Origin of the sequence: uncultured Fibrella sp. (assembly GCF_964250085.1) — a bacterium.
In the GTDB taxonomy this organism is placed as follows: domain Bacteria; phylum Bacteroidota; class Bacteroidia; order Cytophagales; family Spirosomataceae; genus Fibrella.
In genome coordinates this window covers 356,165-379,454 of sequence record NZ_CAXUEC010000003.1, presented here as the reverse complement: position 1 = coordinate 379,454, position 23,290 = coordinate 356,165, and the positions used below count along the sequence as shown (strand labels likewise).

The 23,290-nt window shown below is 52.0% G+C and carries 15 protein-coding genes; 12 read left to right on the top strand and 3 right to left on the bottom strand.

What is annotated here, in order from left to right; all coding sequences use genetic code 11:
* Positions 1-200: 200 nt before the first annotated feature.
* Together ACFE8Q_RS11035 and ACFE8Q_RS11030 are read left to right on the top strand one after the other, a co-directional pair.
* A complete protein-coding gene (locus ACFE8Q_RS11035; protein ID WP_375445448.1) occupies positions 201-1,568 on the top strand; it encodes an FG-GAP repeat domain-containing protein in 1,368 nt (455 codons plus the stop codon).
* A gap of 141 nt (positions 1,569-1,709) precedes the next feature.
* Positions 1,710-2,702, top strand: coding sequence for an MBL fold metallo-hydrolase (locus tag ACFE8Q_RS11030; protein WP_375445447.1), 993 nt, complete (start codon positions 1,710-1,712; stop codon positions 2,700-2,702).
* A 37-nt stretch (positions 2,703-2,739) separates the two neighbouring features.
* On the opposite strand, the gene ACFE8Q_RS11025 is transcribed toward ACFE8Q_RS11030, so the two are convergent.
* Entirely contained in the window at positions 2,740-3,123 is a 384-nt protein-coding gene (locus ACFE8Q_RS11025; protein ID WP_375445446.1) for a hypothetical protein, read from the bottom strand.
* 260 nt (positions 3,124-3,383) lie between these two features.
* Here ACFE8Q_RS11025 and ACFE8Q_RS11020 point away from each other — a divergent pair, with 260 nt between their 5' ends.
* Both ACFE8Q_RS11020 and ACFE8Q_RS11015 read left to right on the top strand, forming a co-directional pair.
* Complete coding sequence (locus ACFE8Q_RS11020; protein ID WP_375445445.1) at positions 3,384-4,343, top strand: helix-turn-helix transcriptional regulator; 960 nt, start codon at positions 3,384-3,386, stop codon at positions 4,341-4,343.
* Between the two features lie 62 nt (positions 4,344-4,405).
* Entirely contained in the window at positions 4,406-4,915 is a 510-nt protein-coding gene (locus ACFE8Q_RS11015) for a GyrI-like domain-containing protein (protein WP_375445444.1), read from the top strand.
* Between the two features lie 94 nt (positions 4,916-5,009).
* On the opposite strand, the gene ACFE8Q_RS11010 is transcribed toward ACFE8Q_RS11015, so the two are convergent.
* On the bottom strand, positions 5,010-6,062 hold the full coding sequence (locus ACFE8Q_RS11010) for an SMP-30/gluconolactonase/LRE family protein (protein ID WP_375445443.1): 1,053 nt from the start codon (positions 6,060-6,062) through the stop codon (positions 5,010-5,012).
* Positions 6,063-6,227: 165 nt separating this feature from the next.
* Between ACFE8Q_RS11010 and pyrE the strand changes: the two genes are divergently transcribed.
* Together pyrE and ACFE8Q_RS11000 are read left to right on the top strand one after the other, a co-directional pair.
* Complete coding sequence (pyrE, locus tag ACFE8Q_RS11005; protein WP_375445442.1) at positions 6,228-6,878, top strand: orotate phosphoribosyltransferase; 651 nt, start codon at positions 6,228-6,230, stop codon at positions 6,876-6,878.
* Between the two features lie 162 nt (positions 6,879-7,040).
* On the top strand, positions 7,041-7,772 hold the full coding sequence (locus tag ACFE8Q_RS11000; RefSeq protein ID WP_375445954.1) for an SDR family oxidoreductase: 732 nt from the start codon (positions 7,041-7,043) through the stop codon (positions 7,770-7,772).
* A gap of 44 nt (positions 7,773-7,816) precedes the next feature.
* Here ACFE8Q_RS11000 and ACFE8Q_RS10995 read toward each other — a convergent pair whose 3' ends face one another.
* The gene (locus ACFE8Q_RS10995; RefSeq protein WP_375445441.1) at positions 7,817-9,076 is read right to left on the bottom strand and encodes an amidohydrolase; all 1,260 of its coding nucleotides are present in this window, start codon (positions 9,074-9,076) and stop codon (positions 7,817-7,819) included.
* Between the two features lie 211 nt (positions 9,077-9,287).
* Between ACFE8Q_RS10995 and ACFE8Q_RS10990 the strand changes: the two genes are divergently transcribed.
* The 6 genes from ACFE8Q_RS10990 (at position 9,288) to ACFE8Q_RS10965 (ending at position 23,271) form a co-directional block, all read left to right on the top strand.
* A complete protein-coding gene (locus tag ACFE8Q_RS10990; protein WP_375445440.1) occupies positions 9,288-12,389 on the top strand; it encodes a SusC/RagA family TonB-linked outer membrane protein in 3,102 nt (1,033 codons plus the stop codon).
* A gap of 24 nt (positions 12,390-12,413) precedes the next feature.
* Positions 12,414-13,916: a RagB/SusD family nutrient uptake outer membrane protein gene (locus tag ACFE8Q_RS10985; protein ID WP_375445439.1), complete on the top strand. Its 1,503-nt coding sequence runs from the start codon at positions 12,414-12,416 to the stop codon at positions 13,914-13,916.
* 65 nt (positions 13,917-13,981) lie between these two features.
* Complete coding sequence (locus ACFE8Q_RS10980) at positions 13,982-14,476, top strand: hypothetical protein (RefSeq protein ID WP_375445438.1); 495 nt, start codon at positions 13,982-13,984, stop codon at positions 14,474-14,476.
* A gap of 370 nt (positions 14,477-14,846) precedes the next feature.
* On the top strand, positions 14,847-18,005 hold the full coding sequence (locus ACFE8Q_RS10975) for a SusC/RagA family TonB-linked outer membrane protein (protein WP_375445437.1): 3,159 nt from the start codon (positions 14,847-14,849) through the stop codon (positions 18,003-18,005).
* Between the two features lie 13 nt (positions 18,006-18,018).
* The gene (locus tag ACFE8Q_RS10970) at positions 18,019-19,497 is read left to right on the top strand and encodes a RagB/SusD family nutrient uptake outer membrane protein (protein ID WP_375445436.1); all 1,479 of its coding nucleotides are present in this window, start codon (positions 18,019-18,021) and stop codon (positions 19,495-19,497) included.
* A 600-nt stretch (positions 19,498-20,097) separates the two neighbouring features.
* Entirely contained in the window at positions 20,098-23,271 is a 3,174-nt protein-coding gene (locus ACFE8Q_RS10965; RefSeq protein ID WP_375445435.1) for a SusC/RagA family TonB-linked outer membrane protein, read from the top strand.
* The last annotated feature ends 19 nt before the right edge of the window (positions 23,272-23,290 follow it).

The window sequence follows — 23,290 nt, the reverse complement described above, 5'->3', positions numbered from 1 at the left end:
CTGCGCTTCTTTTTCTCATTATAGGACTGTTCGTTAGTTGCAAGTCCCGTCAGGCTGGCACGGCAACACCGCCGACACCGCTAACCGCCTCGCAGTTATCCGGCGAGCAACTTGCCACGGCTTATTGTGGTAATTGCCACCTGTATCCAGAGCCCGCTCTATTGCCCAGGTCCCTTTGGAAAACTAAGATTTTGCCGTTGATGGCACTGCGGCTTGGCTTCATGGCCGATTCCATATCGCCCTTTATGTCATTGAGCGATGCCGCCGAAATCAACCGGGTGATCCAGTCAGGTGTCTTCCCCGGCAACCCGGTGCTCCACCCCGACGACTGGAAAAAAATAACCGACTTTTACCTCAAAAAAGCACCCGATCAACCAGTTCCCCCACCCACTAAACCATCCGTTGCGGTGGGTTTACCCCTATTTAAGCTCCGCCCTGCGCAGCGCATAAAAGCATCTATCACCATGCTGCACTATGATGCGCGTACGCACCACATACTGGCGGGAAACGAACAGGGGCAGTTGGTCAGGCTCGACGGGCAACTTCATCTCATCGACACTGTGGCCACCGGATCAGCCATTACCGACCTTCGGGACCGGCCCGACGGCTCCGTTGATGTGCTGACGGCTGGCAACATGGAACCAAATGACCAGTTGAAAGGCAGTTGGCAACACGTCTCGTTCGGTAGTCAGGCAGGCACGACCGGCAGTGTTACCAACAAACCACTGATCGACTCGCTGGCCCGACCAGTAGCAGCAGCTTTCGGCGATTTCAATCAGGACGGGCAGGAAGATGTGGTTATCTGCCAGTTTGGCAATTATACGGGTCAACTGAGCTGGTTTGAACGGGATGGAGCCACTTACCGGGAACATATTCTCGACCAGGTACCCGGTGCCCGTCGCGCCCTTGTGCGGGATATAAATCAGGACGGCCGCCCCGATATTGTGGCCTTACAAACGCAGGGAAACGAGCAGATTGCGGTGTATTACAACGACGGGGGCGGGCGATTCACGAAAGAGATCGTGTTGCGGTTTCCGTCTGTCTATGGCTCCAGCTACGTTGACCTGATCGACATGGACAAGGATGGCGACCTGGATATTCTCTACACCAACGGCGACAACGGCGATAAATCGTACTCGTTGAAAGCCTATCACGGTGTTCGGGTGTTTTTAAACGACGGAAAATTCAAGTTTACCCAGTCGCTTTTTTACCCGCTCTACGGGGCCACTCAGGCCATTGCCCGCGATTTCGACCAGGATGGCGATCTGGATATTGCCGCCATCGCGTTCTTTCCAAACTACACCAACAACACCGCCGAGTCGTTCGTTTACCTGGAGAATCAGGGAAATCTACGGATGAAAGCGCAGACGTTTCCGCATCCAGAACAGGGCCACTGGCTGGTGATGGAAGTCGGCGACGTTGATCAGGATGGCGATGACGACCTGTTGCTCGGCTCGTTCTTCCGCGCCATTACGCCAACGCCTGCCCCCCTGCTGAAGCAATGGTACACCGGCGGTCAGGGCATTCTCCTGCTGGAAAACCAGATACGCCACCCGGCTGTACGATGATTGGTTATTGGTTGATTGGCTAAATGCGCTGCTCTGTATAACAACGTACCTAAGCGGACCAGTAACCAATCAGCCAATAACTAATCATCGTAAACATGACCTTATTCTATAGGTTAACTAGTCATAACCAGACTGAACATTATGGAAATTCAGACCGTTGATACGCCTGCCTCTCAAGGCAACGCCGATGAGCTTTCGACCTACACGGCTCCTGAACGGGCTACACCGTATGACGTTACCGACGACGTATTTGGCATTAAGACACTGTTTGTCAACGTATTCTTCGTTGGAAAGCCCGGCATTGGCAACGCCTGGACGCTGATCGACGCGGGCTTTTTTGGCTATGCCGATGCCATTCGGACGCGGGCCGAGCAGTTGTATGGGCCAACAAATCCGCCGCAGGCAATCGTATTGACCCACGGCCACGCCGACCACGTAGGTACGTTGCACAAATTGCTGAAACAGTGGGGCAACGTACCGGTGTACGCGCATCCGCTGGAACGGCCTTACCTCACCGCTGTGTCGAGCTACCCGCCACCCGACCCGGCTATTGGCGGCGGTGGTATGTCGCTGATGTCCTGGGTATTCCCGATTGGGCCAGACGATTTTAGTGAGGTGCTGACAGCGATTCCGGCATCGGGACGGATTCCCGAATTACCAGAGTGGCGGGTCATTCATACGCCCGGACACGCGCCCGGCCATATTTCCCTGTTCCGCGACAAGGACCGGACGCTGATAGCCGGCGATGCCTTTGTGACCACCAATCAGAATTCGATCAGCGCGGGCATCAACCAGACAGAGGAAGTACATGGCCCGCCCGCCTACTTCACCTGCGACTGGACAGCGGCTGAAGAGTCGGTCAGGAAACTGGCTTTACTGAACCCGCTTAAGGTTGGTACGGGTCACGGCGTTTCGATGCGCGGCCTTGATCTCCAGCTTGAGCTTGGCCGACTGGTCAGTGAATTCCGGGAACGATCTATTCCGTCGGAGGGCAGGTACGTTAAAGAGGCCGCCAAAACCGACGAAAACGGGATCATCTCTATGCCCGAACCCACCTCGTTCACTATTGCCCGCGCTATCGGTATCGGCCTGGCCGTTGGTCTGGTATGGGGAATGGTCCGGTCTGTACGATAATGTAACACGGACTGGGCATCCCCGACTAAAGTCAGTGTTACGTTGTGCTTTTCAGTGCCCATGCAACGAGGACGGGCTGAAAAAAGAGGCGGATGAGCCGTTTGCGGTCGGTGTCTAATCCGAATGCGCTGCGTTGATGTACGTATTGAGAAATATTGCCGGGAAAGACAGCGGTGAAAAACGTGGCCGCTACTTTCCCGACTGTTTCCCGATGTTTCTCACTGGCAAATACCAATGCGCTACCCAGCACGATCTCGGCAACTCCCGAATACACCACGGTATCATCGACCGGTAAGGGAACCCAGTCAGGTACCTGCGCCCTAAACGCTTTTCTGGCAACCGTCAGGTGGCTGATACCAGCGATGATCAGGTTACCGCCCAGGAGAATTCTGGCCGCCCTTTTTATGGTCTCTTCTTTCATGGCTTGTTCATTAATTATTGGCAGATAAAGGGTATACGGGCCTGCTTTTAGCTCAATCATCGCAGAAAAAGCTTTTTTAGGCCTGTCCGGTTTGTTAAGTTTACCCGCTGCTATTTTGTTATTTTTCCGATCATCCGCTTTCCTACGAAGAGCGCCTGCCAGTCTACGGCCTAAGAAAAGTAGCCATGAATCAAGAAGCGGCATTCACCACGTACCAGTAACGTACCTGTACCAGTTTACGGCCTGTTGTCTCCCGACTTATGAACCGCATCGACCGCCTGACGGCCATTCTGATTCATCTTCAAAGCAAACGGGTGGTGCGGGCACAGGACCTGGCCGACCGGTTTTCCATCAGCCTGCGCACGGTTTATCGCGACATTCGGGCGTTGGAAGAAGCGGGTGTTCCCATTGGGGCCGAAGCGGGCGTTGGGTATTTTCTGGATGGTTACCACCTGCCACCGGTCATGTTTACCAATGCCGAAGCCAGTGCGCTGGTGTTTGGCTCGAAACTGGTTGCCCGAATGGCCGACCTCTCGCTGAAGGAACCTTACGAGTCGGCGCTGTATAAAGTAAAATCGGTGTTGAAGCGTGACGAAAAAGAGCATCTCGACGAGTTGGAGCCGCTTATTGGTATCTCGAATTATCCCCGCCCCACTCCTTTTTCCGATCAGTTGCTGAACCAGATCCAGTCGGCCTGTGTGCAACAGCTTGTTCTCGCGATCGACTACCAGACGCCGTATAATGACGATCATACGACCCGCGAAGTGGAACCGATTGGCCTATATCACTACAGTTCGGGCTGGCACCTGATCGCGTTTTGCCGCCTCCGCAAGGACTACCGCGATTTCCGCACCGATCGGATTCGCCAACTGACGGTCACCTGCCAGTTATTCTCCCGGCAATCGCTGCTCTCGCTTCAGGATTATCTGGCCCGTTTCCGGGAAAAAAGAACGTTGACGGAGGTCATTGTCTTATTCGACAAGTACGCTGCCCGATTTACCGAGCAGCAACGCTTTTCGTACGGGTTTCTGTCGGAAGAAGTGCAGGGCGATCAGGTGCGAATGATCTTTCTGACGCAGCATCCTCAGGGGCTGTGCCGCTGGCTACTGATGTTTGGCCGGATGGCGATGATCGAGCAGCCCGAAAACCTGAAAACCACCATGCTAACGCTCACCGACGAACTAAAGACGCACTATTCGGAAGCCCCCGTACCCTACTGACATAGGGTTGTCACTACGTTGCTCTACCTTCGGTTTGGTCGTTCACCAAAACCAAACTACTAATGACAACAACCTTATCAATTCCGGAAAATGCCTTGACAGTCAAGGATATCGAACCATTCCTGGCACTGACAACCAGGTTACGCACGAGCCTCCCGGCGCTGGCCGAAACGGGCGGCGCGGCCAATCGGCAGCTCTGCGCAGAAGCAATCAGGCTCGGCATCAACGCGGCGGTGCCAACCCAATGGCTGTATAGCGGCTTCTCGGGGCACCCGGATGATGACTTTGATCTGCATATCGCTCTTCCCATCCGCTCCCGTGTGTTGGGCCTACCCGGCAGCAATTTTGCCGTTCACTATGTACCTGCGTTTCGCTGTGCCCATTACACATACACTGGCTCATGGCGCGACCTCGGCGGCGTATATGAAGCGTTATTCACCCAGTTTTATGCCGCCGACTACGTGTATGATGGGTGCGTACGCGAGGTGTATCGGGTAGTTGACCAGCAGGGTATGAACAACTGCGTCACCGACATCCAGATTGGCCTGGCTGGCCAGTTGCCCGGCATCTGAGCATGCCTTGACGCGTTGCCCGACGCGGTACAGATGATGCCTGGTGCGGTAGTGTGTACCGCACCAGGCATCATCTGTGTACTCCCTGAAATCGTTAAAAGCCTGCTCCTTTTGCGAGCACGCTGATGCGGCAGAGATACATATCGGCCGTGATATAGAGCGTATGTCCGTCATTGCCCCAGGCACAGTTCGCCGTCGCTTCGCCCGGATCAATTCGGCCCAGCAACGTACCCAGCCCGCCTTTTGGGTCGGGCGCAATCACCAGAACACCACCCGGCCCCGTGGCCCAGAGGTTTCCCTGCTGATCCACTTTCAGTCCGTCGGGTGCTCCTTTAAGTCCTTGCTTCACCAGTGCCGATGCATCGAATACAGTTCGACCGGTCCCCACCGAACCGTCGGCCAGAACGGGATAGGCTTTGACGACCGGCTGCGACAAATCAGACTGGGCCACATAAAGGGTCTTGTAATCGGGCGAAAAAGCAAGGCCGTTCGGACGGGTTAAGTCGCTGACCAGCAGCAACACGTCGCCCTTAGCCGACACACGATACACCCCAAACACGGTTGTTTCGCGGGTCGGATCGTTCTCTTTTCCTGCCAGTCCATAGGGTGGATCGGTAAAGTAGTAGCTACCGTTCGGGTGAGTAACCACGTCGTTGGGGCTATTGAATCGTTTGCCCTGATAGCGGTCGGCCAGTGTTTGTTTACCGCCCAGCCCGGCCAATGGCATAGCCGATACCCGGCGGTCGCCATGCTCGCAGGCGATGAGCCGTCCCTGGGCGTCGATCGTAAGCCCGTTCGAACCGGGCTCGTCGCTATATCTGCCCAGTCCCGTGTAGCCGGCAGGTGTCAGAAACGGCTGGCAGCCATCTTCGGCTGTCCAGCGGTAGATAGTGTTTTTGGGTACGTCAGAGAACAACAAATAACCGGCAGTAGACGTACCTGAAGCCACCGCGGACGTACCTGGCTTTATCCAGACCGGCCCTTCTGCCCACACAAAACCGGAGGCCAACACCTCTATCCTGGCATCTTTTGCCACGAGTTGATCCAGTCTTGGGTCGAGCCGGACAACGTTACCAATGGTTGGGTAGGTTTGCCCCATGAGTAAAGAAACAGGCAACATGGCCAGTACCAGGAGTAGTTTAGTCATTTGGGGTAGGTATTTATGAATGGGTTAGTGGGCGGCAGGCGGTTTTTCAGCCGGGAATAATCGATCAATCTGGTACATAAAAAATAGACGTATAGATTAACCTACTTTTGTCAAAGCGCAGAAGTTTGGCAAAGTTTGCAGTTCAATCAATATAAGCCATCTATTTTGTCGTCTGTTGCACAAACTGTTGCCCGCCATCTACTCGATGTGCAGGCCGTTCGCCTTCGCCCCTCCGACCCATTTACCTGGAGTTCGGGCTGGAAATCACCGATTTATTGCGATAACCGGGTTACACTGGCGTATCCGCAGGTACGTACCTACATCAAACAGGCGCTGGCCGATGCCGTACGGCAGGAATTCCCCGATGTGCAGGTGATGGCTGGTGTGGCTACCGCTGGTATTCCCCAGGGCGCACTGGTAGCCGATGTTCTGGACCTTCCCTACTGCTACGTTCGGCCGGAGCCCAAAAAGCACGGCATGGGTAACCAGATCGAAGGCCGGTTAGACGCTGACGGACCAACCGGCCGGCCGAAAGTCGTGGTGGTCGAAGACCTTATTTCTACCGGCGGCAGTTCGCTCAAAGTGGTTGAGGTGCTTCGGCAGGCTGGTGCCGATGTGATTGGCATGATCGCTATTTTCACCTACGGATTCGCCGTTGCCGATGAAAATTTCGCGCGGGCCGGTGTGAAACTGGTATGCCTCAGCCAGTACAACACGTTGGTGCAGGAAGCTCAAGCCCTCAACTACATTCCCGTCGACGCCCTGGCCTCGCTAGCCGACTGGCGCACGAATCCGTCTGAATGGGGGAAGAAATGAGGTTCAATGCCTACTACTGTCCAGGGTCCAAAGCGGCTTCGCTCAATGGCTAACCAGCGGGGCCATTAAACTTTGAACGTTAACTGAATCCTGAACTTGACACCTAAAACTAAAGTAGCCTGGATAACCGGGGCATCGTCGGGCATTGGCGAAGCGCTGGCAATGGAACTGGCCCGGCAGGGAACCCGGCTGGTGCTGTCGGCAAGGCGGCTGGACGAACTGCAACGCGTGGCCGCCGCCACCGGATTACCCGACAGCCACTTGCTGATCCTGCCACTCGACGTCACCGACGAGGCGTTACTGCCGACGCATGTTCAAACCGTGTTAGCGCAATTCGGACAAATCGATTCTGTTTTTCTGAACGCAGGTATTACCCAACGCAGCTTTGTGAGCGAGACCGATTTTGCCGTGTACCGTCGGCTGATGGATGTCAACTTTTTTGGGGCCATTGCCCTCACACAGGCCGTTCTACCAACCATGCTCGCTCAAAAAGGCGGTCATTTTGTCGTTACCAGCAGTGTTTCGGGTAAGATAGGCGTGAAACAGCGGTCGGGCTATTGCGCGTCTAAACACGCGCTGCACGGCTTTTTCGATTCCCTCCGTGCCGAAGTAGCTAGTGAAGGCCTCAATGTTACAATCGTTTGCCCCGGCTACATCAAAACGCCCATTTCCCAATCAGCACTCGATGCGCAGGGCGGCAGATATGGCAAATCAGATACCCATCAGGAACAGGGCATGGCTGCCGGCGAGTGTGCCCGGCGTATTCTGAAGGCCGTAGCCACCAAGCGTGAGGAAGTGTACATCGGTGGTACGGAACTGCTGGGCATCTACCTCAAACGGTTCTTACCTAGTCTTCTCTCCCGCATACTCCGCAACAGAAGTGTAGAGGCCTAGCCATTGGCAGGCTGTCTGTCAATGGCCAGGCCTCTACCACTAACTTATTTCTTCGTCTTCTGCTCCATGTAATCAACCGTGAGGTGGCAGAGTGAGCGGACTCCCAGCGTGAAGCAGCTCTCGTCGATCTGAAAATCGGGCGTGTGGTGGGGGGCCGCGTCTTCCAGTTTCTTACCTTTTGTCATACCACCCAGGAAGTAGAAGAAACCGGGCACTTTTTTCTGATAGAAAGAAAAGTCTTCCGCCCCGGTTTGCGCGGGCGTTAACTTAATGTTGTCTTTCCCGGCCATTGCTTCCAGTGTTGGCACCATCCGGTCGGTAAGGGCAGGGTCATTATACGTGACCGGGTACATAATGTCGATCTTTACGTCGGCTTTTGCCCCGGCACTCGACGCAATACCTGTGGCGATTTCGTTAATGCGGCGATGAACCAACTGCTGCGCTTCGGGACTAAATGTGCGAATGGTGCCGATCATGTTGGCTTCTTCAGGAATGATATTCTGGCGGATGCCACCATGAAACGCACCGACCGTCACAACAGCGGCATTGTCCGTCAGCACTACGTTCCGGCTAACGATCGTTTGCAGTCCCATAATAACCTGAGCACCCGTCACAATTGGGTCAACCCCCGACCAGGGCGCCGCGCCGTGCGTTTGTTTACCCCGGATTTTGATGGCATACTGATCCACGGCCGCCATGGTAGCACCGGGACGGTACTTGATGGTTCCTACCTCGGTTTGTGAATTGATATGGAGTCCAAAAATGGCGTCGACCTTTGGATTTTCCAGTACGCCTTCTTTCACCATCAACTGTGCGCCCCCTTCTTCACCAACGGGGGCACCTTCTTCGGCTGGTTGAAAAATGAACTTCACAGTGCCTTTCAGTTCGGTCTTCATGGATGCCAGTACTTCAGCGGCTCCCATCAGCATGGCCACGTGCGTATCATGACCACAGGCATGCATCACGCCCGTTTGCTGGTTATTGTACTCAGTGGTCACCGTCGATTTGAAGGGTAGATTTACGCGTTCGGTGACGGGTAGCCCGTCCATATCGGCCCGCAGTGCTACTACTGGTCCGGGCTTCCCTCCTTTCAGAATACCAACGACCCCCGTTTTACCGACACCTGTCTGCACTTCTATTCCCAGAGCATGCAAATGAGCGGCGATAATACCGGCCGTACGTGTTTCCCGGTTCCCCAATTCAGGGTTCTGGTGGAAATCCCGGCGCCAGCTAACAACCTTCCCCTCAACTGAAGCGGCGAGCTTATCGATTTGTAACTTTATCGGGATTATCTGCGCATACACACAATCTGCATAAACAGTAATAAATCCAACTAGACAGGCCGATACTGCAAATTTTCTTTGGCTATTCATGCTATAGTTCAATTGATACTTCGTGCAAATTAAGACGAAAAGTTAAATAATTTTGGAACATTATTGTTGTGTTATGGTTGTATTAAATAATTTTGCTACCGTTTAATCATATTCAACAAACTAATTCTATCGTCAAACTTCTATGAGCAAATCTTTATTGGGAAGCTGGCTGCTTCTATTGCTTCTCGCTCTGCCCGCGTTGGCACAGGATGTAGCAATAACTGGCCGAGTAACTTCATCCGATGATGACTCGGTTTTGCCGGGTGTGAGCGTGCAGGTAAGAGGTACTACACGCGGTTCCGTAACTGATGCAACCGGTAGCTACCGGATCAGTGCGCCGAAAGGGGCTAAGCTTATTTACAGCTTCATCGGCTATGCCAACCAGGAGATTACGGTTGGTACGCAAACCGAGGTGAATGTAAAGCTGGTTGCCGGTGCGCAAAGCCTTGATGAGGTCGTGGTAACGGGTTATGGCGGAACAGTGAACCGCCGGGAATTCACCGGGGCCATTTCTAAAGTAACGGGTGCGCAAATCAGCAACATACCTGTTGGTAGCTTCGATAAGGCACTGGCCGGACGTGCTGCCGGTGTTCAGGTAACGTCGGCCAACGGGGTACCGGGTGGAGCCATCCAGATTCGTATCCGGGGGGTTGGTTCGATCTCAGCCGGTAGTGATCCGCTCTACGTTATTGACGGTGTGCAGATCAACACCACCAACAACTCAAGCTTTACCAGCAGCAACCCACTTGCGTTCCTGAACCCAAGTGATATCGAGAATATCGAAATCCTGAAAGATGCCGCGGCGGCGTCTATCTACGGTTCGCAGGCAGCAAACGGTGTAGTACTTGTGACAACAAAACGTGGTAAGGCGGGTAAAACGGCCATAACATTCAACTATTATAAGGGTATCTCAGACCCGATCAAGAAACTGGCCGTTCTGAATACGCAGGACTGGATCAAGTTGCGTACGGAGAATTTGGTGAATGCGGGTACTACACCCGTAAACTCCTTGACGAGCGTATTAAGCACGTTACGGTTACCAATTAATCTAGGAGAAACTGAGATAGCAGCGCTTCCATCTTACGATTGGCAGGATGCCGTTTATAAACAGGGGCAAACCAATAACTACGAGTTGGGCCTGAGCGGTGGTAATGAGAAGACCCGTTTCTTCGTATCTGGCTCGTACTACACGCAAAGTGCCAACATTATCAATATTGACTTTGCGCGTGGTACGATCAACACAACGCTGACCCACCAGATCAATAACAAACTCAGCATTGAGCAAACGCTCAAGTTGACTACCATCACGTCGCGCGGTCAGTTTGGTTCGCCAAACGGCGGTTCTTTCCTGGGTGCGGCTGCGTTCTCATCGCCCCTGATTCTACCAAGCGTACCCATTTACAACCCTGACGGATCGTACTACGGTACGCCTGCATTAGGTGGTATTCCGGGTGTCCTGAACCAGAACATTGTTCAGGTGAGTGAACTGAACACCATACGGGCCAATCAGAACAGCTTTGTTGGTAGCCTTGCGCTGAACTACAAAGTGAACGACAATTTGACCATCCGGCCATTTGCCAGCATAGATTATCGGTCTATTCGTGGTCATAACTTCTCTGACCCACGTACGGCCGACGGGTTCAACGTGCGCGGCCGGATTCAGGATCAGTTGAATGAAAATAAAAACTTCCTGACGAACATCACGGCCAACTATAACAAGATTTTTGCTGGTAAGCATGACGTAGGTGTGCTGTTAGGTGCTGAGTATCGCTCAGATATCAACGAAAACCTGTCATCCAACATTACCAACGTACCTACGCCTGATTTCCAGTACGCCAATGCAGCGGCGCTACCGGTCAGCATTGGTGGTAGCTGGACAGGCTACCGCAAAGGGTCGGTATTCGGTAATATCAAGTACAATTTCAACCGCAAATATGACCTGAGCTTCATTGGTCGTCTTGATGGCTCGAGCCGGTTTGGTGCCAACAACCGGTTTGGTTTCTTCCCATCCGTATCGGGTGCCTGGTTGATCTCTGAAGAGAGCTTCCTGAAAGGCAAGTCTACCATAAGCGACCTTAAGCTGCGGGCGTCTTTCGGAACAACAGGTAACGACCAGTTAGGCTCAGCGTTCGGTGCAGCCAACTTCCCTAGCCTAGGATTGGTTAGTCCGGGAAATGACTACAACGGAGCAGCCGGTTTTTCTCCCAGCCAATTGGCAAACCCCGATCTGAAGTGGGAAACCAACGAAACCATCAACCTGGGTCTTGACTTTGGCTTCTTCGGCAACCGCATTACCGGTTCGGTCGACGTGTTCCAGCGTACCAGTAAAGACCTGCTTCTGCCTTTCAACCTGCCCTTCACAAGTGGCTACAGCTCTATTGCCCGTAATGCCGGTGAAGTGCAGAACAAAGGAATCGAGCTGGAGATCAATACGGTGAATGTTCGGTCGGGTCAGTTTCAGTGGAAATCGTCGTTCAACATTACGTCGATTGCTAACAAAGTCACGAAACTATATCCGGGTATCGTTCCATTGCTCAACCCTGATAGCACAGTCCTGCTAAGCTATACTGATTTCTACGGTGTAGGCCGGAACGCGATTCTGGGTCGTCCGTTACAACCACAATACACGACAGACTACGCCGGTGTGAACCCAGCTACAGGACGGGCAATGTTCTATGATTACGCTGGCAACATAACCTATCGTCCGCTGACGCCACGTGACCAGAAGTACTTTGGCACCGAGCTACCTAAATTCTATGGTGGGTTCAACAACACGTTTGTCTATGGTGGCTTATCACTCGACTTCCTGTTTCAGTTTGATTACGGTCGGCGCTCATTCAACTCGCAGACGTCATTCCTGGAAGAAAACGCAGGTCGTAACTTCAACGCCCTCCAATCGTTCTATGAGCGTCGCTGGCAGAAACCGGGCGACATCACCGACGTACCCCGTGCCTACAATGCCAATGCCGAAGTCAATAGCGTGAGCAACTTAGGGGGAACACGTACTCTGGAAGACGCCTCGTACCTCCGTTTGAAGCAGGTAACGTTAGCGTATGACATTCCTGCTGTGATTGCCCGTAAGATAAAGGCATCTAAAGCCCGCATCTATGTTCAAGGTGCCAACCTGATTACCGTTACGAACTGGACGAGCTATGACCCCGAATTCCTGAACTTTGGCTCAGGCAATAGCGGCTTGGTACCAAACTCGAAGACCTATCAGGCCGGTATCAACATAACGTTTTAATTCTGAACTCCGATCTTAGACGCTATGCGCACATATAAACTAATCCTGTCGGCAAGCTTGCTGACAGCGGGTCTACTGACGATCTCGGCTTGTAAAGACAGTTCCCTGTTGGAGGTTAAGCCCAGAACAGCTGTAAACGCCGAGACTGCACTGAAAACCATTGAAGGCCTTGATGCCGGTGTGAATGGTATCTATGACCGATTACAATCTGTCGTTCTGTACGGTCGCGACATGTTAGCGGTCTCTGAAGCATTGGGTGACAATGCTCAGTTCACAAACAAGTCAGGCCGTTTAGCAAACGAAAACAGGAACATAGCCAACAACACGTTTGGTACGGCGACATCCTCTGGCGGTTCATGGTTAACGGCTTATTTTGCTATTAACCAGGCAAACCTGATTCTGGACAATATTGGCACTGTAACCGTCGCGGCAGCCGATACGGCCCGTCGGAACAGCTATCAGGGACAAGCTTATTTCCTGCGCGCTTTATTGTACCATGATCTAATGCGTATCTATGCCTACGATCCTGGTGCTGAAATTGCTTCGCAAAACAAGGGTGGCGTGCCTCTCTTACTTGTGGGGGTTGCCGACCAGAGCAAGATCACCTTTCCTACCCGTCCGGCTATTGCCGATGTGTATAAGCAAATCTATAGTGACCTGCAAAGTGCGATCACCGCACTGACCCGCTCAAATGGCTATGCGGCTGCCCCTAACTATGCCAACGTTCAGGCAGCCAACGCCTTGTTTTCGCGGGTTGCCTTGTACAACAAAGACTATGCTACTGCCGTGAAGTATGCTACAGCCGCGATTGCCGGTTCCATCAAACTGTCTGACAATGCTTCCTATGTGGGTGGGTGGCGTGCGCCAAAACAGCCAGAGTCGCTATTTGAGGTTCAGTTTGCTGTTAACTCAGAGAACATTGGTGTGAACACGTCTCTGCAAACGACCTACACGACGCTGGTTCGGACGGGGGACCGCACTACCACTGGTGGCTTTGGTGACCTTGTGCCAACAACTGCGTTCATTGCTGATCTGGAAGCAGAAAAAAGCTCGACGGGCACCGTGTTGGATATCCGGCGCCAATTGTATGAGCTTGGCACAACTGGTCGTGGTGCAGCCTTCATTGAATCGACTAAGTTTCTAGGCAAAAACGGTACGATCAACCTGGATAACGTACCTGCGATTCGGGTTTCAGAACTTTACCTGAACCGGGCCGAGGCCAACTATTTCCTTGGCAACACGGCTGATGCGCTAGCTGATCTGAACGTGATTCGTACACGGGCTGGCTTGCCTGCGTCAACAACGCTGACCGGCGCTCCCCTACTGGCGGAAATCTATCGTCAGGCTCGGCTAGAGTTTGGGTTTGAAGGACATCGCTGGTTTGATTTGAAACGTACGAGCCAAAACGTAGTGAAAGCCGCCGCACAAGGTGGTGGGCTGATTTATGGTGACTTCCGTTATTTAGCTCCTATTCCGGTCAACGAATTGTCGACAAACGCAGGCATCAAGCAGAATTTCGGTTACTAATCGCGCATTACCAGGCTGCTAGCTTCTTTCCATAGCCTGCCTGATTTGCCAAACTACTGACTTCAATGAAAAAAATAACAACCATTGCCCTCTGCCTGCTAGCCCTCATCAGCTTGTACGCCTGCAACAATGACCTTAATAAGGTGTTCGATCCTGAAACTCCACAGGTAGAGTTTCAGCCAGCTGTAATCAATGCAGCAAGCGTTGGCCGGACGTACCCACTTTTGACTATTGCCACCAGCACTACGGCTGGAGCAACCATTTTGCCGCAACTCAATCTGGTTGGACGGCAGCGTAGCGCAGACCTTCCGGTGCGTGTATTTGTTGACCCAACGTCAACGGCGGCGGCCTCAAGCTACACAATCTCTAATGGAGGCGTTGCTACGTTTGCAGCCGCCGGTGCGCCTACCTCGAGTACGGTTGCCATGACCATTACGGTTGCTAAAGCTAGCAGTGCCACTGCGCCATTTGGTAACCTGATTTTAGTTATCGACAGCACAAGCGCCGACTTCAAGCCAAGTCAGAACTACAAGCGTATCGGCTACTCGTTCCGGCAGTAAGCGGATAAAGTCAAGACATAAAAAAACCGCTCCGGGTCGCCGGAGCGGTTTTTTTATGTCTTGATAAATTTAGCCAAACAGCATGAAAGCGTATACATCTGGGTAGATTCCTCTAATTAATTCACAATAAAATGGCATGTAAATGGAAGAATTTAAATTAATTATGAATTTTGTCATATACATTTAATGTAGAATTAAAATTTGATTATAAGCTCTTCAACCTTATTTTTGAGATGTCAATATCAGAATTACCAAATATTATCAATACTATACTGGCTTTCATTACTGTCAATTACACCCATAGGCTTCCGGCATTAAGGTGCCATGAATCTGTCCTTGCTTCACCTAACAAATCAATTATCTACAAATCATGAGAAAACTGTTTACAGGCATCTGGTTACTCTTGATGCTGTTCTCGTTGCCCATGTTGGCACAGGACATCACCATCCGGGGCCAGGTTACGTCATCAGATGACAATACGCCACTTCCGGGTGTAAGCGTACAGGTAAAGGGTACAACCCGTGGCATATCAACAGACGGACAGGGCAAATACCAGTTAACTGCTCCGGCGGGTGGACGATTAGTGTTCAGTTTTATTGGCTATCAGGCTAAAGAGGTAGCGATCAGCAATCAGACAACGATCAACATTGTTCTGTCCGGCGATGCGCAGCAATTGACCGAAGTGGTGGTGACTGGGTACGGTACCCAGTCCCGGAAGGATGCAACGGGGAGTATTACAACCATCAAAGGAGCGGCCATCGCTCAAACACCCATTCAAAGTTTTGAAGCCGGACTGGCCGGGCGTAGTCCAGGCGTGCAGATCACGGTGCCCAACGGCGTACTGAACAACCCACCCGTATTTCGGATTCGCGGTACGAATTCGATCTCGCTTAGCTCGTATCCGCTGATCGTGGTAGACGGAATTCCGACCTATACGGGTGACTACAGCTCAACAAATGCACCGGCAAACCCACTGGCCAGTATCAACCCCAATGATATTGAGACGATGGACATTGCCAAAGATGCGGCAGCAACGGCCATTTACGGTAGCCGCGCGGCCAATGGGGTTGTATTCATCACGACCAAACGAGGCAAGGCCGGCAAAGTCAAAGTGAACTACGATGGCTGGGTTGGCTTTACTAATACCTACCGACTACCCAATATGATGAACGCCGCCGAGTACGTGGCCTTCAAAACGCAGGCGGTAGCCAATAACCCAACATCGACGGCCAAGTTTGTGCAAACCAACGATGCCAATGGTAACCCGATCGACACCCGCTGGTATGACTATATCTACCGGCAGGGTCTGTCGCAAAGCCATAACGTGAACGTATCGGGTGGCAGTGAAAACACAAACTATTATTTCTCAACGGGTTATACCAAGCAGGAGGGTATTATCAAGAAGAACGATTTCCAACGGATCAACACGCTCTTCAACGTAGATAGCAAAGTAGGCAAACTGATCACGATTGGTGGCAAGATCTCCTACTCCAACGAGCAGAACTATTCATCTTCTTCATCGGGCTCGCTCAGTGGTGAAGCCTTCTCAACCTCTGGGCTGGGTCGGGTTGGTTTGGTACTTCCTCCTATTCTGGCCCCCTACAATAATGACGGCTCCTACAACGTGAGCGGGCCCGCCATCGGAACAGGCACCAACGTAACGGGAACGGCTATCTCGTACCCAAACCCAGTGCCTTCGCTGGATTTGAACCGCTCTAATTCGGAGAACAACCACATTCAGTCGAACCTCTATTTTCAGATCAAGCCGGTGAGCTGGATCACGCTGAAAAGCTCGTTTGGTATCGATTACCTCTATATCGATAACGATCTGTTCTCTTCACCAATCACCAGTGAAGGCAACTCTACCCAGGGGTCTGCATCGAGTATCTTTGGTCGGTATAAAACATCCCTCTGGACCAATACCGCTCAATTCGACAAGACAATTGCCGGCGCGCATAACATCAGCCTCCTGGTTGGTCAGGAACAACAACGCCGTACTTCACTGGCGTATGGCCTGAACCGCCAAACCCTGTCTGATCCTGCCTACACGGTTATCCAGGCTGGTTTTGTCACAAACAATGCAACGGGTTTAAGCTACGGAGAGAACTACCTGCTGTCTGGCTTTAGCCGTCTAAACTACAACTATAAAGAGAAATACCTGATTGGTGCCAACGTTCGTCAGGACGAATACTCGGCATTGGGCGTGAAAAAAGGTATCTTCTACGGTCTGTCGGCTGGGTGGGAAATCACCAAAGAGAACTTCTGGACAGGCGCTGGACTGGACCGGCTATTCAGCAGCTTCAAAATTCGGGGTAGCTATGGTAAAGTGGGGAACATCGGCGGTATCGGCGACTACACTCCTTACTCTACGTATTCGTCGGGTCTGTATGGCGGTATAGCCACGTTGAATTTCTCGAGCGTGGGTAACCCGAATCTACAGTGGGAAACCAGTAAGAAAACTGACATTGGCTTTACGTTTGGGTTGCTCAACGACCGGATTACGGGCGAAGTGGCCTACTACAAAAACGATATCGACAACCTGATTCTGAACGTAGCCCAGTCTCCGTCAACCGGCCTGCCATCGAGCCCGCCTCAGAACGTGGGTGCAATGTATAACAAGGGGCTTGAGCTCTCATTCAATGCACGGGTAATCAACACCAGAAATTTCCAGTGGTCGTCCAACTTCAACATCACCTTCAACGAAAACCAGGTAACTGCCCTGGCCCCCGGCCTGACTGCCCTTCAAACGGTTACGTCGGGTCTGGAAACGGTCAGCCAGACAATGGTGGGGTATCCACTTGGCCAACTCTGGGTATTACCCACCGCCGGTGTTGACCCGACGACGGGCAAACGAATTTTCCTGAACTCAGCCGGTACGCCCGTCTATTACCAGTTCTACGCGCCTGCTGGCCAGTTTAACTACTCGACTACGGCCGACGGCAAAACCAGGTACGTTAGCCCAACGGGTGGCACATCGATCACGCAGGCCGCCGATGGGGTCATGTATGGTAATGTGAGTCCAAAGCAATATGGCGGATTTGACAACAATTTCAAGTACCGCAACTTTGATCTGGGTGTACTGCTCACCTATCAGCTTGGCTTCAATGTGTATTATGGTACCAATGCCGGTTTGCACGATCAACGGTTCTGGAATAACGACCGCGATATGCTTACCGAAACCTGGCAGAAAGAAGGCGATACCGGTAAGTTATATCCCAAGTCTGTGTTCGGCGATAACGTATCGAACGGGTCAGGCACGCCGATGGACATCAACGTATTCAAAGGTGATTTCCTGAAGCTACGCAACCTGACGCTCGGCTACACCCTACCCGCCAGCCTCACCAACCGGGCCAAAATCACCAACCTTCGCCTCTATGTCAGCGGCCAAAACCTGGCCGTAATGACCAAATACCCTGGTCCAGATCCAGAAGTATCCTCTAATGGGAACAGTACGAGCTCGCAGGGTATAGACCGGAATACAGTCGGAAACGCCCGGACAATCACCATCGGACTACGTGCAGGCTTCTAACCAGCTACTCATCATGAAGAAGACAATCATCAACTTAGCCATCTTTGGCGCAATTGTAGGTACGTTCACGTCCTGTAATCGTGATTTATTGACGCCAATTCCACAGACTTCTGTTTCAGATGCGTCTGCGTTTAGCACCTCGTCGCGTGTTCAGGGTCAACTATTATCGCTCTACGCAGCCTTGAAAGCGGGTAATTTTTACGGCGGCCGGTTTGTGATTTATGGCGACATCAGAGGCGAGAATTTCATCAATGAAACCTCGAACCTGGTAACAGGCTCTGACGTCTGGGGCATGAACGCCACCAACAGCGCCACTGCCGTGCAAAACCTGTGGAGTGCCGCCTACGCGACCATCAATAAATCAAACATTTTCATTGATGGCATGGCCGCCACTGGATCTACCGTTGTGGGGGCCGATTTGGCTGGTAAGTACGTTGCCGAAGCTAAACTGATCCGGGGACTCTCTTACTATAGCCTGCTTCAGTACTATGCCCGTCCTTATGCCGATGGCAACGGAGCGAAACCTGGTGTTCCTCTTCGCCTTAAAGGCATTATTGGGGCGGGTGAATCGAACATTGCCCGTAGCACGGTTGCCGAAGTTTACACCCAGATATTGAAAGACCTGAACGATGCCGAAGCCAGTCTGCCATCGTCCTACACAGGTGCAGGCGAAAATACCACGCGGGCGCATAAAAACACTGCTATTGCCTTGAAAACCAGGATTTACCTGAGCATGCAGAATTACGGAGCAGCGATTACGGAGGCCAATAAGATTGTGAGTGCCACCGCGCCGTTCGCCGCACCAACGGGTGTTGCCCACCGGCTACAGGCCGATATTGCCACGGTGTTTACAAATTATTTAACTACGGAGTCGATCTTTTCGATGCCGATGACCAGTACGGCGGGTGACTCGCCAGGTACGCAGAATCAGTTGGCCTTCTATTTCTCGCCAACGGTGGCCAATGGCGGCGTCGGGGGTGGTGAGTACTCGCTAAACCCGAAGGGGATCATTGCCGAGCCAACCTGGAAAGACACCGACAAGCGGCGCCTGTTTATTAAAACGAGTGGTACGGGCGCTACGGCCAAAAGCTGGTGGACTAAATACAAAACGGCAAGCCCTTATACAGACTACGTACCTGTGATCCGCTACGCAGAAGTGCTATTGAACCTGGCCGAAGCCAAAGTTCGGACCACAAACACAGTCGACGCTCAGGCGGTGGCCCTGCTCAACGCGGTTCGTAACCGGTCTGATGCCGCTACTACCTACACGGCGGCTAGTTTCGCAACGCCAGCCAGCCTCATCAGCGCTATTATGTTGGAACGGCAAATCGAGTTCCTGGGAGAAGGGTTACGTAACAATGACCTGATACGGCTCCTGGAGACGGTTCCGGCTAAAGGAACCGCCCCGGCAAAGGCAGCGACTGAATCAGGCTATATCTGGCCAATTTCATCGTCAGAATTAGCCTTGAACGCCTTGATAACCGACAATTAGCCGCCCGCCATCAGGTACGTACCGAAAAAGGTAGTGGCCTAAGCCTGGATCAGTCTATACACTTTTTCGAATTCCCCATCATGCCCCGGCCGATGGGGAATTTTTTATTTATTAGTGTGTTATACGCATACAATTTTACAAAGTTGCCAAGCTAACTAACTGAATAATAGCGGTCTTCTTAAAAAGAATTAATTATAACTTTTTTAATATTTACTCGTATATACAATTAAGTATTAACTGAAATAAATAAGCCTAAATAACCGCCCTATTGTTACTATTTGACCTTTTCCATAAGGTTAACTGACTTCTTATGAAATTGCCATAATTATACTTTTCTCAGAATATCAACTCGGAAATATCTCCATTGTCCTTACATTTGCTTCACGTTTCCAGAATTATCGAAACAATTCTATAGACTAAATATTGTATAGCAAAAACACGATGCTATACAGGTGTAAGCTAACCAGGTGGCACCTGTTTTTGATGTGCCGGTAAACCAGATTATTCCCTTCAAGTAAGCCAGTTAGTCTATTGATTGTATTAATCGGGAAGCGTCAATCCATTTTTCACCAATTCATAAATTCACTTATCAGAACTTCTATGAGCAGATTGTTTATGGGAAGTTGGCTGCTATTGCTGCTGTTCTCGTTGCCAACACTGGCACAGGACGCCACTATTCGCGGCCAGGTTACTTCATCAGATGATGGCACAACCCTTCCGGGTGTGTCTGTCCAGGTAAAAGGTACAACGCGCGGTACAACCACCGATGCTGACGGTCGCTACCAGATCAACGTACCTACGGGAGCCCGACTTGTTTTTAGTTTCATTGGTTTTGGCACTCAGGAGGTACCAGTTAGCAATCAGACTACACTCAACATTAAACTGACAGCCGGAGCACAGAGCCTCGACGAAGTGGTAGTTACTGCTCAGGGTATTGAACGGGACAAACGCTCGCTGGGCTATTCGATTCAGGAGGTAAATGGAGCCGCACTCGCACAACGGTCGGAGCCAAACCTGCTGAACACGCTGCAAGGCAAGGTGGCCGGGGTGAGCATCACGGGGTCAAGTGGCGCGCCGGGTGCCTCGACGAACATTAACATTCGGGGTATCACGTCTTTCACAGGTAGCAATCAGCCGTTGATCGTGGTTGACGGGATCATCTTCAGCAACAGCACAGACGCTAGTCAGAGTACATTGTTTGGTGCCCAGTCATCGAACCGCCTGTCTGATATCAACCCGGAGAGCATCGAGTCGGTCAACGTTCTGAAAGGACCAGCCGCCGCGGTACTATACGGTTCACGGGCATCGGCCGGGGTAATTGTCATTACGACCAAAACCGGTCGCAACTCAGGTGGCAAGACCGAAGTAACGGTCTCATCATCATATAACGTTCAGAACGTATATGGTCTGCCTAAATTCCAGAACGACTATGGTCAGGGTCTGAACAACCTGTTTGTTCCCAACCAAACCAACTCATGGGGACCTATTTTTGCCGGTGGCCCAACGTCGGTGACCAATATTCAGGGGCAAACGGTTCCGTACCAGGCATACCCCAACAACATCCAGGACTTTTATAAGCAGGGAAGCATCATCGACAACTCGGTGAACCTCCGGTCGGGCGATCAGAACAAGAACTTCTCACTGCTGCTGGCCAATACGAGCCAGAACGGTACAATTCCCAACTCGAAATTTATTCGGACGAACGTTGGCTTGCAGGGTGCCACCAAATTACAGAACGGAATCAGCCTGAGCGGTACCGCCAACTACGTTCAAACCGTTCAGCAGGGAACCCCAATCGGGAACGGTGGTAGCGCTTTTGGGCAGATCACGCGGGTGCCACGGAGCTACAACCTGGCTGGCGAACCATTTCAGGATGCGGCAGGCAATAGTATTTATTTCACTGGCAGTTCAACGCCAACCAGCCCTGTTGCCAATAACCCATTATGGAGCGTCTACAATGAAGTACAACGTGGTCAGGTTGACCGGTTTTATGGTAATTTCATCGTAGGGTACGATGTAGCTAAATGGCTGAACGTGTCGTATCGGGTAACGGCTGATACCTACACTGACCGCCGGAAAATTACTGAGCCAATCTATGCAGGCCGGTATGCAACGGGGGCTGTTATTCAGGATAACATCTTCCGGGCTGAGTTGAACGGTGACCTGCTGATCAATGCCCGGAAGGACGATATCTTCCTGAAAGGCCTGAACGGTAACCTGCTGTTAGGTAACAACATCAACCAGCGTCGTTTCCAGGAGAACTACCTGCAAGGCGATCAACTGACGATTCCTGGTTTCTATAATATCAGTAACGCATCGGTGTTCACCAACAGCAGTGAATCAACCTCCCTCCGGCGGCTGGTTGGTTATTACGGTCAGCTCTCGCTGAACTATAACAACTACGTCTTCCTGGAACTGTCGGGACGGGCTGACCAATCGTCTACCCTGCCAAAAGCGAATAGTACCTATTTCTATCCGTCTGCCTCGATCAGCTTCGTGCCAACCGACGCGTTCAAGCTAAATTCAGACGTGCTTTCGTATGCTAAAGTTCGGGTGAGTGCCGCCCGTGTTGGTCGCGATGCCGATCCGTATCAGCTCAACACCTTATATGGTAAAGCTGGTTACGGTAACAACGTAGCGAGCATCACCTTCCCGCTTGCCGTAGGTGCCTCGGGTAGCACGCCTGGTTTTCAGGTGAACAGCCAGATTGGTAGTAACGCGCTGACGCCTGAGTTTGTGACCTCTTATGAGGCAGGTATTAATGTAGGCTTGTTTCGTAACCGCTTCAGCGTGGATGCAACGGTTTTCGATACCCGGTCAACCAACCAGATCTTCCCGGTTGCCGTATCGCCCTCATCTGGGTTTGACACGCGCCTGACCAACGTAGGCGAGTTGAGCAACAAAGGGTTTGAACTGATCCTGAACACAACGCCGGTTCGGTCGGGTGGCTTTAAGTGGGATATCTCGCTGAACTACACGCTGATTCGGAACAAGGTAATTTCGATCACGGAGGGAGTACCCTCAGCTCCGATTCCCGGAGCTGGCTTTAGTGGTATATCGCCATCTATCGTGGTTGGTCAACCGTACGGTGCTATTCTTAGCTCGGCGTATCCGCGCGTTCAGTCGACGAACCCAACCGGCGCTAATTACGATGCAACCGGCCAATACACTGGTCAGATTGTCATCAACGGTACAACCGGTCTGTTTGCCCCCGCCCTCACGGGTCAGGTCGTGGCTATTCCACAAGCCCGTTACACGGCTGGTCTAACCAATACCTTCTCGTATAAAGGCTTCAACTTATCGATATTGACCGATACACGTCAGGGAGGCCAGATTTATTCGTTTGTGGTGAGTGATCAGCTAACGCGTGGTGCCCTGGCTATCACGGGTATCGAGCGCGACCAGCCCCGGATTCTGCCCGGCGTGATCCAGAACGCCGATGGTACGTTTCGCGCAAACAACATTCAGTTGAGCGCCCAGACGTACTGGAGCAACCTGGGTGGTCTGGCTTCAGAAACGGCCTCCTTCGATGCCACCGTGTATCGTCTGCGTGAAGTAGCCTTCAATTATTCGTTCCCAAAATCGTTCTTCAACAAGACGCCGTTCGGTGGCATCTCGGTAGGTGTTAGCGGCCGTAACCTGTTCTTCTACGCGCCTCATTACATTGGTGACCCGGAAGTAAATACGCAGGGTGCAGGTAACATTCAGGGGCTGGACATCAACGGACCAACTAACACGCGCAACTACGGTGCCAACGTACGGCTGACATTTTAGTGTTGCCTCAACATTCGAT

Excerpts from the sequence above, each read along its gene's own strand:
- ACFE8Q_RS11035 (WP_375445448.1), top strand. The coding sequence starts at position 201 with ATGGCACTGCGGCTTGGCTTCATGGCCGATTCCATATCGCCCTTTATG.
- ACFE8Q_RS11030 (WP_375445447.1), top strand. The coding sequence starts at position 1,710 with ATGGAAATTCAGACCGTTGATACGCCTGCCTCTCAAGGCAACGCCGAT.
- ACFE8Q_RS11025 (WP_375445446.1), bottom strand. The coding sequence starts at position 3,123 with ATGAAAGAAGAGACCATAAAAAGGGCGGCCAGAATTCTCCTGGGCGGT.
- ACFE8Q_RS11020 (WP_375445445.1), top strand. The coding sequence starts at position 3,384 with ATGAACCGCATCGACCGCCTGACGGCCATTCTGATTCATCTTCAAAGC.
- ACFE8Q_RS11015 (WP_375445444.1), top strand. The coding sequence starts at position 4,406 with ATGACAACAACCTTATCAATTCCGGAAAATGCCTTGACAGTCAAGGAT.
- ACFE8Q_RS11010 (WP_375445443.1), bottom strand. The coding sequence starts at position 6,062 with ATGACTAAACTACTCCTGGTACTGGCCATGTTGCCTGTTTCTTTACTC.
- ACFE8Q_RS11000 (WP_375445954.1), top strand. The coding sequence starts at position 7,041 with ATGGAACTGGCCCGGCAGGGAACCCGGCTGGTGCTGTCGGCAAGGCGG.
- ACFE8Q_RS10990 (WP_375445440.1), top strand. The coding sequence starts at position 9,288 with ATGAGCAAATCTTTATTGGGAAGCTGGCTGCTTCTATTGCTTCTCGCT.
- ACFE8Q_RS10985 (WP_375445439.1), top strand. The coding sequence starts at position 12,414 with ATGCGCACATATAAACTAATCCTGTCGGCAAGCTTGCTGACAGCGGGT.
- ACFE8Q_RS10980 (WP_375445438.1), top strand. The coding sequence starts at position 13,982 with ATGAAAAAAATAACAACCATTGCCCTCTGCCTGCTAGCCCTCATCAGC.
- ACFE8Q_RS10975 (WP_375445437.1), top strand. The coding sequence starts at position 14,847 with ATGAGAAAACTGTTTACAGGCATCTGGTTACTCTTGATGCTGTTCTCG.
- ACFE8Q_RS10970 (WP_375445436.1), top strand. The coding sequence starts at position 18,019 with ATGAAGAAGACAATCATCAACTTAGCCATCTTTGGCGCAATTGTAGGT.
- ACFE8Q_RS10965 (WP_375445435.1), top strand. The coding sequence starts at position 20,098 with ATGAGCAGATTGTTTATGGGAAGTTGGCTGCTATTGCTGCTGTTCTCG.